12 protein-coding genes are annotated in these 12,385 nt (G+C 70.3%); 6 read left to right on the top strand and 6 right to left on the bottom strand.

Annotated elements, in window-relative coordinates; genetic code table 11:
- The first annotated feature begins 22 nt into the window (after window positions 1-22).
- On the top strand, window positions 23-1,855 hold the full coding sequence (locus tag ITJ62_RS18210) for a sulfite reductase subunit alpha (protein ID WP_082916047.1): 1,833 nt from the start codon (window positions 23-25) through the stop codon (window positions 1,853-1,855).
- 103 nt (window positions 1,856-1,958) lie between these two features.
- Here ITJ62_RS18210 and ITJ62_RS18215 read toward each other — a convergent pair whose 3' ends face one another.
- Window positions 1,959-3,104 (bottom strand): 5-(carboxyamino)imidazole ribonucleotide synthase, encoded by a 1,146-nt coding sequence (locus ITJ62_RS18215; RefSeq protein ID WP_064295173.1) that lies wholly within the window; start codon window positions 3,102-3,104, stop codon window positions 1,959-1,961.
- Between the two features lie 129 nt (window positions 3,105-3,233).
- Window positions 3,234-3,791: a PH domain-containing protein gene (locus ITJ62_RS18220; protein ID WP_194605209.1), complete on the bottom strand. Its 558-nt coding sequence runs from the start codon at window positions 3,789-3,791 to the stop codon at window positions 3,234-3,236.
- 101 nt (window positions 3,792-3,892) lie between these two features.
- On the opposite strand from ITJ62_RS18220, the gene ITJ62_RS18225 reads away from it, so the two are divergent.
- Complete coding sequence (locus ITJ62_RS18225) at window positions 3,893-4,705, top strand: EI24 domain-containing protein (protein WP_194605212.1); 813 nt, start codon at window positions 3,893-3,895, stop codon at window positions 4,703-4,705.
- On the opposite strand, the gene ITJ62_RS18230 is transcribed toward ITJ62_RS18225, so the two are convergent.
- Window positions 4,689-5,480 carry a biotin--[acetyl-CoA-carboxylase] ligase gene (locus tag ITJ62_RS18230; protein ID WP_194605215.1) on the bottom strand — a complete coding sequence of 264 codons (792 nt, stop codon included), beginning with the start codon at window positions 5,478-5,480 and terminating at the stop codon, window positions 4,689-4,691. The two genes, ITJ62_RS18225 and ITJ62_RS18230, sit on opposite strands and share 17 nt — an antisense overlap.
- Before the next feature lie 139 nt (window positions 5,481-5,619).
- Here ITJ62_RS18230 and ITJ62_RS18235 point away from each other — a divergent pair, with 139 nt between their 5' ends.
- The 4 genes from ITJ62_RS18235 to ITJ62_RS19400 all read left to right on the top strand — a co-directional run bounded on the left by ITJ62_RS18235 (window position 5,620) and on the right by ITJ62_RS19400 (window position 9,310).
- Window positions 5,620-7,221: an acyl-CoA carboxylase subunit beta gene (locus tag ITJ62_RS18235; RefSeq protein ID WP_071262519.1), complete on the top strand. Its 1,602-nt coding sequence runs from the start codon at window positions 5,620-5,622 to the stop codon at window positions 7,219-7,221.
- Window positions 7,218-7,469 (top strand): acyl-CoA carboxylase subunit epsilon, encoded by a 252-nt coding sequence (locus ITJ62_RS18240; protein WP_191941477.1) that lies wholly within the window; start codon window positions 7,218-7,220, stop codon window positions 7,467-7,469. The genes ITJ62_RS18235 and ITJ62_RS18240 overlap by 4 nt, the downstream gene beginning before the upstream one ends.
- 570 nt (window positions 7,470-8,039) lie before the next feature.
- A complete protein-coding gene (locus tag ITJ62_RS18245; protein WP_194605218.1) occupies window positions 8,040-8,870 on the top strand; it encodes a DUF222 domain-containing protein in 831 nt (276 codons plus the stop codon).
- A 2-nt stretch (window positions 8,871-8,872) separates the two neighbouring features.
- Window positions 8,873-9,310 (top strand): HNH endonuclease signature motif containing protein, encoded by a 438-nt coding sequence (locus ITJ62_RS19400; RefSeq protein ID WP_370582012.1) that lies wholly within the window; start codon window positions 8,873-8,875, stop codon window positions 9,308-9,310.
- 115 nt (window positions 9,311-9,425) lie between these two features.
- Here the strand turns inward: ITJ62_RS19400 and ITJ62_RS18255 are convergent, their stop codons facing one another.
- From ITJ62_RS18255 to ITJ62_RS18265, 3 genes are all read right to left on the bottom strand, one after another.
- Window positions 9,426-10,487 carry a hypothetical protein gene (locus ITJ62_RS18255; protein WP_194605224.1) on the bottom strand — a complete coding sequence of 354 codons (1,062 nt, stop codon included), beginning with the start codon at window positions 10,485-10,487 and terminating at the stop codon, window positions 9,426-9,428.
- A complete protein-coding gene (locus ITJ62_RS18260; protein ID WP_191941480.1) occupies window positions 10,484-11,656 on the bottom strand; it encodes a sensor histidine kinase in 1,173 nt (390 codons plus the stop codon). The genes ITJ62_RS18255 and ITJ62_RS18260 overlap by 4 nt, the downstream gene beginning before the upstream one ends.
- A 67-nt stretch (window positions 11,657-11,723) precedes the next feature.
- Window positions 11,724-12,380: a response regulator transcription factor gene (locus ITJ62_RS18265; protein ID WP_064294846.1), complete on the bottom strand. Its 657-nt coding sequence runs from the start codon at window positions 12,378-12,380 to the stop codon at window positions 11,724-11,726.
- Window positions 12,381-12,385 lie beyond the last annotated feature (5 nt).

The following is a 12,385-nucleotide window of genomic DNA, read 5'->3' on the forward strand; positions in this document are numbered from 1 at the left end:
CGCGCCCGGCCCGGAGGGGATCATGACCGAGACACGGACACCGACGGCGATCGGATCGAGCCCGGTGCTCTTCGAGGCGCTCGCCGCGCTCGGAAGCAGTGCCGACGACCCGTTCATCCCCGCGGACGCGCCCTTCAGCCCCGAGCAGCGGGTCTGGCTCGCCGGATTCCTGGCAGGGGTCCGCTCCAGCGCGATCGACGCCACCGACGCCGGTGGCCGCACGCCGCAGCTCGCCCTGCACGTGCTCGTCGGGACGCAGACGGGCACTGCGGAGGCCATCGCGGAGGATCTCGGCCGAGCCGCCTCCGGCTACGGCGTGGCGGTGACGACGATCGGACTCGACGACGTCGAGGTCGACCGGCTCCCGACGATGGGACACGTCGTCGTCATCACCTCCACGTACGGCGAAGGTGAGATGCCCGACAACGCCGAACTGTTCTGGGAGACGCTCCAGGCGAGCACCGCACCACGCCTCGACGGCCTGAAGTTCTCCGTGCTCGCGCTCGGCGACTCCGGATACGACGGGTTCTGCCAGGCGGGCAAGCTCATCGACACGCGGCTGGAGCAGCTCGGCGCGGAACGCATCCTCGCCCGCGTGGACTGTGACGTCGACTACGAGGAGCCCGCCGCGGCGTGGACCACGCAGGCGCTGTCGCTCTTCGGCGCCCTCGCCCCGACGGACGCCGACGCAGCACCCGCTCCCGCGCCGGCCGCCAAACCGGCGAAGAAGCCCGGCCGCACGCGTTCACCGTGGACCCGCAAGACGCCGTACGGCGCGACCCTCGCCGTCAACCGCGTCCTGTCCGGCCCGGCCTCGTCGAAGGAGATCCGGCACTACGAGTTCGACCTTGGCGACAGCGGCATCGAGTACGCGGCCGGCGACGCCCTCGGCGTCATGCCGAGCAACGACCCGGCGCTCGTCGACGCCATCATCGCCGAACTGGACGCGACCGCGGACGAGTCGGTCGACGGCTCGACCCTGGCGGACCGGCTCACCCACGGGTTCGAGATCCGTACCCCGTCGAAGGACCTCGTGGCCGAACTCGCCGACCGCGCGCCGGACTCGGAGCTGGCGGGGATCCTCGCGCTCGCCCAGGCGGAGACGCTCGACTCCTGGTTGCGCGACCGCGACATCCTCGACCTCCTGCGCTCCACCGCGGTCCGGTTCGACGCCGCCTCGCTCCTCGACGTGCTGCGTCCGCTCCAGCACCGCGCGTACTCGATCTCCTCCAGTCCGCTGGCGGCCGACGGGCGCGTGCACCTCACCGTCGCGAGCGTCCGGTACGCGGTCGGCGACCGTCTGCACGGCGGCGTCGCGTCGACGCATCTCGCCGACCGGGTCGCGGAGGGTGCCACGAGCGGGATCTTCGTCTCCGCGAACGCGGGCTTCAGGGTGCCGTCGGACGACGATGCGCCGCTCATCATGGTCGGCCCGGGAACCGGGATCGCACCGTTCCGCTCGTTCCTCCAGGAGCGCCGCGAGCGCGGGGCCACCGGTCGGAACTGGCTGTTCTTCGGCGACCAGCACCGGGCACACGACTTCATCTACGAGGACGAACTCGGCGAGCTGCTCACCGGAGGGGTGCTGGATCGTCTGGACCTCGCGTTCTCCCGGGACCAGCGCGAGAAGGTGTACGTCCAGACCCGGATGCGCGAGAACGGCAAGGAGCTCTACGCCTGGCTCGAGGAGGGCGGCCACTTCGCCGTCTGCGGCGACGCCTCGCGGATGGCGAAGGACGTCGACCAGGCGCTGCACGAGCTCATCGCCGAACACGGCGGGCGTTCGACGGAGGCCGCAGCCGAGTACGTGCACACGCTCAAGCGCGAGAAGCGCTACATCCGCGACGTGTACTGAGGCGCTGCGGGCTCGTGAGCAGGGCCCTTCGACAGGCTCAGGGACCGGTCATCGGCCCCTGAGCCCGGCCCTCGGTCCCTGAGCTCGTCGAAGGGCGGTCGGGTCAGGCGTTCTCGGCGCCGAGCAACGCCGCGGCGGCGCGTGCCTCGTACACGACGTCGTCGAGGTCGTCGCCCGCGACGTTGACGTGGCCGACCTTGCGCCCGGGGCGCGGGTCCTTGCCGTAGTTGTGCACCTTCGCCAGCGGGTGCGCACCGAGGACCTGCGGGTAACGGTCGTCGAGCGTCCCCTCGGCGGGCCCGCCGAGCACGTTCACCATGACGGTCCAATCGCGGTGACAGCCCGTCCAGCCGAGGGGCAGGTCGAGGACGGCGCGCAGGTGCTGCTCGAACTGGCTCGTGACGCTGCCGTCCTGCGTCCAGTGCCCGCTGTTGTGCGGACGCATGGCGAGTTCGTTGATGAGCAGGCGGTCGTCGTCGGTCTCGAAGAGTTCGACGGCCAGGACCCCGGTCACCCCGAGCGCGGTCGCGACGGTCACGGCGATCTCCTCCGCGGTGTCGGCGAGCCGGCCCGCCGAGCCGGGAGCCGGAGCGATGACCTCGCTGCACACCCCGCCGAGCTGCACGGTCTCGACGACGCGCCACGGCACCACCTCGCCGGACGGGCGACGGGCGACGAGCTGGGCGAGCTCGCGCCGGAACGACACCAGCTCCTCGACGAGCAGCGCACCGCCGTTGGCGTCCTCGGAGAGCGCCGTGAACCAGTCGTCGACCTCGTTCGGTCCGTGGACGACGCGGACGCCCTTGCCGTCGTAGCCACCACGCGGCGTCTTCACGACGCCCTTCCCGCCGTGCTCGGCGAGGAAGGCGGCGAGCTCCTCCTGGTCGTGCACACGCGCCCAGTCGGGCACCGGCAGTCCGAGCTCCGTGAGGCGTTCGCGCATGAGCAGCTTGTCCTGGGCGACGGCGAGCGCGTCCGGTCCCGGGTGCACCTGCACGCCGGCGTCGACGAGCGCCCGCAGGACGTGCTGCGGCACGTGCTCGTGGTCGAAGGTGATGACGTCGACCGTCTCGGCGAAGGCGAGCACCGTGTCGGCGTCGCGGTAGTCGCCCACCTCGACGGTGGCGAGCCGGGCGGACATGCCCTCCTGCTCGGCGAGCACCCGGATGTCGAGCCCGAGGTTCACGGCCGCAGGCACCATCATCCTGGCCAGCTGACCGCCGCCGATCACTCCGACGCGAATGCTCATGGGTTCACTCCAGCTCTCCGGCGACCGGCCGGCGGGTCTCGTTTCGGCAGGCGGGACGAGCGGATCCGGAGGCGGATCGGCGGGTGCCCCGACTCGAACATCGTACCGGCCGGGCGCGCCCCGCACCGGTCAGCGTCGGACCGGTGGCTGCTGCATCGGAGGCGGTGCGGCCGGGTACGGCGCGGCGATGCTCTGGTTCTCGGCGACGAGCTCGTGCAGGGCGTTCTGGACGAGGACCGCACCGGGCACGTCCCGCAGGACGACCGGCACCTCGCCACCGCTCGTCACCCGGACGTTGCCGCTCCCGAAGGCGCTCTGCACCCAGCTCTTGTGCACGGTGATGCCGTAGCCGCGGGCGTGGTAGAGCTCCTGGCGCGTCCGCACGAAGAACCCGCGACGGACGATCAGTCGCCGGGTCGTGATCACGTAGCGGACCGACAGCCAGGCGATGAACGGCAGGACGCAGGCGACCAGCACGATCACCCCGCCGCCGATGAGGACGGCCCAGTTCTGCCACTCGAGGTCGAACGAGCCGAAGAAGTACGCACCGGTGCCGCTCACCGCGATGAGCAGGAGGGCGGGGAGCAGGAGCCGCCGGGCATGCGGACGCAGGCGTGCGACCACACGTTCGGTCGCCGCCGCGGGAGGAGCCGGCCTGCCCGGCCCCGTCATACCGGGATCAGCCATACTCCCATTCTTAGCAGTCGCGGGAACCCGCCGCCTGCTCCCACCCCGCCCGTCGGCGATCCCGAGCATCCGTGCATCGATCGCCCGGCTAGCATGAAGGCGTGAAACCGGCCGACAGCACCGCACCGACGGCGCAGCAACCCGGCGTCGTCGGGTCGTTCCTCGAGGGGATCGGCATCCTCTTCGGCGGATTCCGCCTCTGGGGCACCTCGCCGAAGCGCATGCTGCTCGGCATGGTCCCCGCCGCGATCGTGGGCGTCGTGTTCATCGCGTTGCTCGTCCTCCTCGGCGTCAACGCCGCCATGATCGTCGACTGGGCGACACCGTTCGCCGACACCTGGGACGAGCCGTACCGCTCGTCCATCCGGGTGGCCGCCGCGGTGGCGTTGGTGGCCGTCGCCGTCGTGGTGATGCTGTACGCCTACGCCGCAGCGACGCTCCTCGTCGGCGATCCCTTCTACGAGCGGATCTGGGCCGACGTCGAACGCACCCTCGGCGACGCTCCTCCGGAGTCGGGTGAGTCCGCATGGCACGGCCTCCTCACCGGTGTCACCCGGGCGCTCGGCCTGCTCCTGCTCACCATCCCGACGGCGGCCGTCCTCTTCCTCCTCGGCTTCGTCCCGGTGATCGGCCAGACGGTGGTCCCGGTGCTCGGGCTCGCCGTGAGCGGTTGGTTCCTCGCCCTCGAACTGACGGGCTACGCGTTCGACGCGAGGGGATTGTCGTTGCGCGACCGCCGCCGGACCCTCGCCAGGAGACGCGCCCGCACCCTGGGCTTCGGGATGACGGTCGCGGTCCTCTTCCTCGTGCCGGTCCTGTCCGTCCTGGTCATGCCGGCAGCCGTCTCCGGCGCGACGGTGCTCGCACGCCGGTCCCTCACCGAACAGGCGGGGACGCTCAGCGCACGTGCGTGACGTCGCCGGCCGCCACTGCGACCGGCGCACCACCGCCGGTCGGTCGGACGACGAGCCGCCCGTCCACGTCGATCCGCTCGGCCGTGCCGGTCAGGACGTCGCCGCCGGGGAGTTCCACCCGCACCGAGCTGTCCAACGTCACGCATCGCTCGGTGACCGCCGCTCGGAGCCCGCTGGCCTCGGCATCACCGGACGCCGCCAGGTAGGCGTCGTACAGGGTGCCGAACGCACGCAGGTAGCCGACGAGGACGGTGTCCGGGTCAGGATCGACGAGACCGGCGAGCGCGAGCGAGGTCGACCGGTCGGTCGGCAGTTCCTCGGCACGCTGACGGAGGTTGACACCGGTCCCGAGGATCACCGCGTCCCCACTCGGCAGCAACTCGGCGAGGATGCCGGACACCTTCCGGCCGCCGATGAGCACGTCGTTCGGCCACTTCACGTCGGCGGACACCCCGAGCTCCCGGAGCGACTCCGCGAGCGCCGCACCCGCGAGGAGCGGGAGCCAGCCGTAGGCCCGCAGTGGAAGCGGATCACCCGACGGAGTGACCGGCCGGAGCAGGACCGACACGGCGAGTGACGTTCCGGGTGGCACCGTCCACACGCGACCGAGGCGGCCTCGTCCCCCGCGCTGGTCGTCGGTGAGGACCACCGAGCGGTCGGGCCACGCGTCACCGCCGTCCTCGCGCACGCGTCGGGCGAGTTCGTCGTTGGTCGAGCCGGCGTGGGCGAGGATCTCGAGGCGTGGCACGAGGGCGGCGGTGAGGGGCAGATCCATGGCACAACCCTACTGAGGCCGGTCGTCGGCGCCCGCGTCGCCCATCGGCACGCTTGGACGATGCTGACAACGGATCGGCGCGCCGCTTGTACCCGATCGTCAACGGGTCGGCCGGGGGACCACCGGGTAAGGTGAAAGCGTGACCGACGAAACCACCTCCGGCCCTGACCTGTACACGACGGCCGGGAAGCTCGCCGACCTCAAGAACCGCTATCACGAGGCCGTGACGGCGAGCGGCGAAGCCGCCATCGAGAAGCAGCACAAGAAGGGCAAGCTCACCGCGCGGGAGCGCATCGAGCAGCTGCTCGACCACGGCAGCTTCGTCGAACTCGACGAGTTCGTGCGGCACCGCACGACCGCCTTCGGCATGGACCGCTCACGGCCGTACGGCGATGCCGTCGTCACCGGCACCGGCACCATCCACGGCCGCCAGGTCGCCGTGTACTCGCAGGACTTCACCATCTTCGGCGGTTCGCTCGGCGAGGTCGCCGGCGACAAGATCATCAAGATCATGGACCTCGCCTTGAAGACGGGCGTCCCGATCATCGGCATGCTCGACTCCGGCGGCGCGCGCATCCAGGAGGGCGTCGTCGCGCTCGGCAAGTACGGCGAGATCTTCCGACGCAACACGCAGGCCTCCGGGGTCATCCCGCAGATCTCCATCATCATGGGTCCGGCGGCCGGTGGCGCCGTCTACTCCCCCGCACTCACCGACTTCGTCATCATGGTCGACAAGACCAGCCAGATGTTCGTCACCGGGCCCGACGTCATCAAGACCGTCACGGGCGAGGACGTCGGCATGGAGGAGCTCGGCGGCGGGTACACGCACAACACCCGCTCGGGCGTCGCCCACTACCTCGCGAGCGACGAGCCGGACGCCCTCGACTACGCCCGCACCCTCGTCGGCTTCCTGCCCGACAACAACCTGTCCGAGGCCACGGTGTTCGACGTCGAGGTGGAGCTGGAGACGACGGACGAGGACCGTCGCCTCAACACGCTCATCCCCGACTCGCCGAACCAGCCCTACGACGTGAAGACCGTCATCGAGCACGTCGTCGACGACGCGGACTTCCTCGAGGTCCAGCCGCTCTTCGCGCCGAACATCGTCATCGGTTTCGCGCGCGTCGAGGGACGGTCGGTCGGTGTCATCGCCAACCAGCCCTCCCAGATGGCCGGGACGCTCAACATCGAAGCGGGCGAGAAGGCGAGTCGGTTCGTCCGGTTCTGCGATGCGTTCAGCATCCCGATCCTCACCCTGGTCGACGTCCCCGGCTACCTGCCCGGCACCGACCAGGAGTGGACCGGCGTCATCCGCCGCGGCGCGAAGCTCCTCTACGCCTACGCCGAGGCCACGGTACCCCTGGTCACCGTCATCCTGCGCAAGGCCTACGGCGGCGCCTACATCGTCATGGGCTCGAAGCAGCTCGGGGCCGACATCAACCTCGCCTGGCCTACTGCCGAGATCGCGGTGATGGGCGGGCAGGGTGCCGTCAACATCCTGTACCGCGGCGAGATCAAGCGGGCCGAGGAGGCCGGCGAGGACGTCGCCGCCGTGCGCACGCGCCTCGCGAACGAGTACACCTACAACGTGGCGAGCCCGTTCCTCGCCGCTGAGCGCGGCGAGCTGGACGGCGTCATCGAGCCGGCGGCCACGCGGGTCTCGGTCATCAAGGCGCTCCGCGCGCTCCGGACGAAGCGTGCGAGCCTGCCCGCCAAGAAGCACGGGAACATCCCGCTGTGAGCACCGGCGCCGAGCCGAGCACGACCGAGCCGTCGTCGATCGATCTCCGGATCGAGCGCGGTACCCCGACCGACGAGGAGCTCGCGGCACTCACCGCGGTGCTCAGCGTGGCGATCGCCGAACAGGCGCTGCGCGACGCCGACACCGCCCCGGCACCCCGCGTCCCGTCGACGTGGGAGCGGACGAGGCGGAACCTCCGTACGGGGATCACCGTGGGCCCAGGACACTGGCGCGCGTTCACGGGCTGAGCCGTCTCGACGGACGACCCACCGGTTGCCCCTCGCGGCGCGCGGTGCTGTCCCCCGTTCGTGTCCTCCATAGTGCCGACTGTCGGGGGTACCCCTGATGGGGGATGATCATTCTCGACAGTTGAGTCTCATCGAGACCACTTCACCAGCTCCTGCTCCATCTAGGGTAAGCGGGCAGGAGTTCGGGGGCGGGTCAGAGCGGTATTCGGGTTACCGCTCTGACCCACGAACGTCACGGAGGGCCAGCATCGGGTGCTGGCCCTCCTTTCGTTCGTCCGGGACCAGGCACTTCGACACGCTCAGTGACCGGGCGAGGTGCGCTCGGATGCGTTCCGGTCCGTTGGCTCGTCGAAGGGCACACGGAGAACCTCCCGCTCCGGTGACCTTCCCCCGGCCCCTGAGTAACCTCCTCCGGTCCCTGAGCAACTCCCTCCGGTCCCTGAGCAACCCCCTCCGGTCCCTGAGCAACCCCCTCCGGTCCCTGAGCCTGTCGAAGGGCACACGAGGACACTTCCTCAACCGAGACGACTCAGCATCTGGAATGTCAGTGGTCCATGGTGGACTGGAGTCATGACCGAAACCACCACGACCGCGATCCGCGTCGGCGATGAGCACGCCGCGCAGCTCGCGGAGTTCTCGGACCATTACGCGGACATCCAGCGGCGTCGCGCCAACCTGGACGCCGAGGAGGCTCGGCTGCTGGCCCGCTCTGCCGCATACGCGGACGCCTTCGCCGACGCCACGGTCCCGGCGATCTTCCCGCCCGCTGAGCGCCAGGCACTCTCCCGCCGCTCCACCTGTGCGGCACTCGCGATGGCGACTCGCACCCCCGAACAGACGGTCCAGCGCGCGACCAACGACGCCGAACGCCTCGTCGACGAAGCCCCAGCCGTGCTTGCGTCCCTCGAGGCCGGTCGCATCTCAGCGCGGCACGCGCAGACCATCATCGACCAACTCAGTGACGTGCCGACCGCGGGGCGGGCGGCGTTCCTCGCTGAGGTACTACAGGTCGCGGAGGAGACGACCAACGCGAACCTCCGCAGGCGCGCCCGCATCCTGCGCGAGCGACTCCACCCCGAGTCCATCACCGCCCGAGCGGTCCGCTCCGAGGCCGACCGCAGGGTCGAGTTCGAACCGGCCGCCGACGGCATGGCGTGGGTGCACCTGTTCACCACGGCGCCGATCGCGCAGGGCATCATCGAGCGGATCGAGGCGGCCGCCGCCGAGTCCCGCTCAGCAGGTGACACCCGCACCTGCGCCCAGCTCCAGGCGGACGCCCTCGCGGCCCTCGCCCTCACCGGTGTCACGCCCGACGACCTCATGTCGAGCCGGTGCTCCCGCACCCGATCGAGGTCCAGGAGCACATCAAGCCCACGGTGCAGATCACGGTCCCGGCGTTGAGCATGGCCGGCGTCAGCGACGCACCGGCCAAACTGGACGGCTACGGCCCGATCGATCCCGAGACCACCGCCCGGCTCGCGGTGAACGCGCCCAGCTTCACCCGGATCCTCGTCCAGCCAGAGACGGGTGCGGTCTTGTCGGTTGGGCGGAATCAGTACCGGGTTCCCGCCGACCTCCAACGGGCAGTGCGGCTTCGGGACGGCACCTGTCGGGCGCCGGGCTGCGGGCGACGCGCCAGGGCGTGTGATCTCGATCATTCGGTCGCTTGGGAAGACGGCGGGACGACAGATGTCGGCAACCTCGCCTGCCTGTGTCGACATCACCATCGGATGAAGCATCTCCCCGGGTGGAACCTGGACCACAAACCCGGCGGGGTCCTCGAGTGGACGACACCCGACGGGAAGCGCTACCGCACCGAACCGGACCCTGCACCGTTCTGACCAGTTCCGATCCCTGAGCTGTGCCGCACTTCGACAAGCTCAGTGACCAGGAAAAGTGCGCCCGGAGCGTCTCGGTCCCTGAGCCTGTCGAAGGGTGTTGCACCGTCGGAGCGGTTCAGTCCTCGTCGGACACGCCGACCGCACCCACGCCAGCACGGGAGCCGTCGCGCGGGATCTCGAGCCAGACGTCGAGTTCCTCGTCGTCGTCGTCCGGACCCGCAGCGACGCCCGGTTCGCGGTGCACCGCGCGCAGGCCGACCACGGTCACCGCGACGCGCTCGTCGTCCGGGACGCTCCGCACGATGAGGCGCGTGGCGTGCGAGGCGGCGAGCGCTTCGGCGATCTGCTCGTGGATCGCGTCGAGGACGCCGGCGTCCAGCTCCTCGAGGCCGCCTTCGTCCAGCATGTTCACGATCGCGCCGCGCCGACGGGCCGCGAGCACTTCGGCCCGGACCGGGTCGCTCAGGAGGTGTCGCCCGCGGATCTCGTCGCGGAGACTGGCCTCCAGCGTCCGGCACTCCGTACGATCGGCCACCGACAGCCTGCCGCCGTTGGCGATGATCGTGCGGAGCATCGGGGTCGCCAGGCGGCCCGTCTGACTGAGGCGTCGTCGCCGCTCGTGCACGTGCGCGTACTGCGCCGCCTGCCAGTCCGAGGTCGCATGCTCCGCCTGCGTGAGGCGCTCGGCGTCGTGCTGCGCCCCGGCGATCGATCGGGTGAGCACACTCGCGAGGACGACCCAGATGAGGCTGCCCGTGACACCCATCCCGAGCGCCAGTCCCGGACCCGCCCACAGGAGCGACTGGACCGTGAGGAAGACGATCCCGATGTAGGCGACCGCCTCCCGCTGCCGGACCACGGTGATCGTCATCAGTGTCCCGATCGACGCGACGTGCCAGGTGGCGTACCCGTTGTTCCGCGTGGGGTCGAGCTGGCTGGTCACGAGCAACGGGACGATGATCGCGGTCGCGAGGTTGATGCTCGCGAGCCACGACGGCATGCGCGTCGTGCCCATCGGCCAGAGACTCAGGACGCTCGCGACGGCGTAGACGAGCATTGCGATGAGGACCGGGACGACGTCGCGGGGTGTCTCGAGCGTCAGCGCCGCACGGAGCAGATGGTACGCCGAGAACAGGGCGGCGAGGATGACGAGGGCGTACCGCGGTGCCGGGGTCACGAGCCGTGCTCCGGTGACCACTCGATGCGGATCACGGCACCCTCACCCGGACGGGAGATCACCGTCGAGCGTCCGCCGACCGCGGCGACGCGCTCGACGATCGAGACCTTCAGCCCGAGCCGCTCCTCGGCGACCTGCTCGGGGCAGAACCCGACGCCGTCGTCGCCGACGATGACGCAGACGCCGCCGGAGACCGTGCCCTCGATGGACAGGCTCCGCGCCACTCCCGAACCCGCGTGCTCGACGCTGTTGACCATCGCCTGCACCGTCGCCCAGTAGACCGCGTTCGCGACCGTGACGGGCAGGACCCGGCCGGAGGCCCCCTCGACCGTGACGGAGAACGGCTCACCGAGCATCGACGCGGCCGCACGCAGCCGTTCGATGAGTTCGGCGAGACCGGTGACCTCGTCCTCGTTCGTCATCGGCGCTCCGACACCCTCGAGCTGTTCGATCGCGACCCGCGCCATCATGACGGCGAGCGCCTCCGACTTCGGGGTCAGCGCCCGATCCGCGGCGAGCAGGGAGGCGAGGACGCTGTCGTGGACGATCGAATCGACCTCGACGCGCTCCACCTCCGTGGCGTGCTGCTTGACGGCCGCGTCGTAGGTCGCGAGGGCGGCCGCCCTCGCGATGTCGACCCGACCGGCCAGCACACGGAACAGCCCGACGAGGACGACGATGAGCCCACCGATGATCGTCGCGTACGAAGCGTCGAGCGCACCGATCTCGAAGGACGCCGGCGCGAAGTCGGCGTCGATGACGCGGTTGACGCCGTACATGACCGAGGTCACGACGAGGTACACGATGGCCCCCCGCAACTGCAGCGGGATGCAGGCGAACGCGACGGCGATCGTGCAGAGGTACCAGATCCACGGTTCCTGGTTGATGTCCGCCGACGCCTGCGCGTTCACCGCCGGCCAGATGAGGAGGGCCACGAAGAACACTGCGGCGAAGACCCCGGAGGCGATGCGGTGGTGCCACAGGAAGAAGCAGCAGATGATGGCGCCGAACATCGTCCCGAAGACGAGGGAGACGTAGAGCACGCCGAACCAGCCGGTGATCTGGACACCCTGTCCGAGCGTGGTGAACGCGGTCTGCAGTCCGAAGACGAGTCCGATGATCGCGACCGAACGGCCGAGGAGGCGTTCGAAGTTCGCGGTGTTCAGCATCCGGCGCTGAACCTGGGCATCTCTCGTGGTCGCGGGGATCGCGGGATGCCTGGTCGGTGCCCGGAAGCTAGGAGACATCCGTCCCGCCTTGATCGAGGCCGGGGAGGATCCCGTCCTCGACCGCTCGGCGGAGCAGGTCGACCTTCGTCGGTGCCGGGCGCCCCACCTCGACGTACTTCACCCGGATGCGGTCGATGTGCTCTCGGGCCGTGGAGTAGGCGATGCCGAGCTGCATGGCGACGGTCTTCAGCGGCAGGCCGGACGCGTAGAGGTGCAGGACGTCGCGCTCGCGACGGCCCAGCTGCGCCCGCGCGAAGTCGCTGTCGGCGTCGATCGCGCTCGCCCACTCGATGTTGTTCAGCGCCTCGCCACGGGCCACCGTGCCGATGGCGGCGATGACCGTGTCCGTCGGCGACGACTTGGGGATGACCCCGGACGCTCCGGCGGCCAGCGCCTCGCGCACCAGTGCGACCCGATCGGCGATGGAATGGATGAGGACGTGCGCCCCCACCGCCTGCACCGCGTGGATGTTCGAGGTCGGCGTACTGCCGTCGGAGAGCGAGAGGTCGAGCACGACCACGTCGGGCACCACACCGTTCAACGCGGCGATGCACTCGACGGCGGTCGGGGCACTCGCCACGACCTGATACCCGGCGTGCGCACACACCGCTTCGATCCCGAGCCTGACGGACTCGTGATCATCAATGATTGCGACGGTCACCACGGCAC

The organism is Plantibacter sp. VKM Ac-2876 (assembly GCF_015350715.1).
GTDB classification, from domain to species: Bacteria; Actinomycetota; Actinomycetes; order Actinomycetales; family Microbacteriaceae; genus Plantibacter; species Plantibacter auratus.

Bases quoted from the DNA above. Each gene is read 5' to 3' on its own strand.
- ITJ62_RS18210 (WP_082916047.1), top strand. From the start codon at position 23: ATGACCGAGACACGGACACCGACGGCGATCGGATCGAGCCCGGTGCTC.
- ITJ62_RS18220 (WP_194605209.1), bottom strand. From the start codon at position 3,791: ATGGCTGATCCCGGTATGACGGGGCCGGGCAGGCCGGCTCCTCCCGCG.
- ITJ62_RS19400 (WP_370582012.1), top strand. From the start codon at position 8,873: ATGGCCGGCGTCAGCGACGCACCGGCCAAACTGGACGGCTACGGCCCG.
- ITJ62_RS18230 (WP_194605215.1), bottom strand. From the start codon at position 5,480: ATGGATCTGCCCCTCACCGCCGCCCTCGTGCCACGCCTCGAGATCCTC.
- ITJ62_RS18215 (WP_064295173.1), bottom strand. From the start codon at position 3,104: ATGAGCATTCGCGTCGGAGTGATCGGCGGCGGTCAGCTGGCCAGGATG.
- ITJ62_RS18260 (WP_191941480.1), bottom strand. From the start codon at position 11,656: ATGCTGAACACCGCGAACTTCGAACGCCTCCTCGGCCGTTCGGTCGCG.
- ITJ62_RS18245 (WP_194605218.1), top strand. From the start codon at position 8,040: ATGACCGAAACCACCACGACCGCGATCCGCGTCGGCGATGAGCACGCC.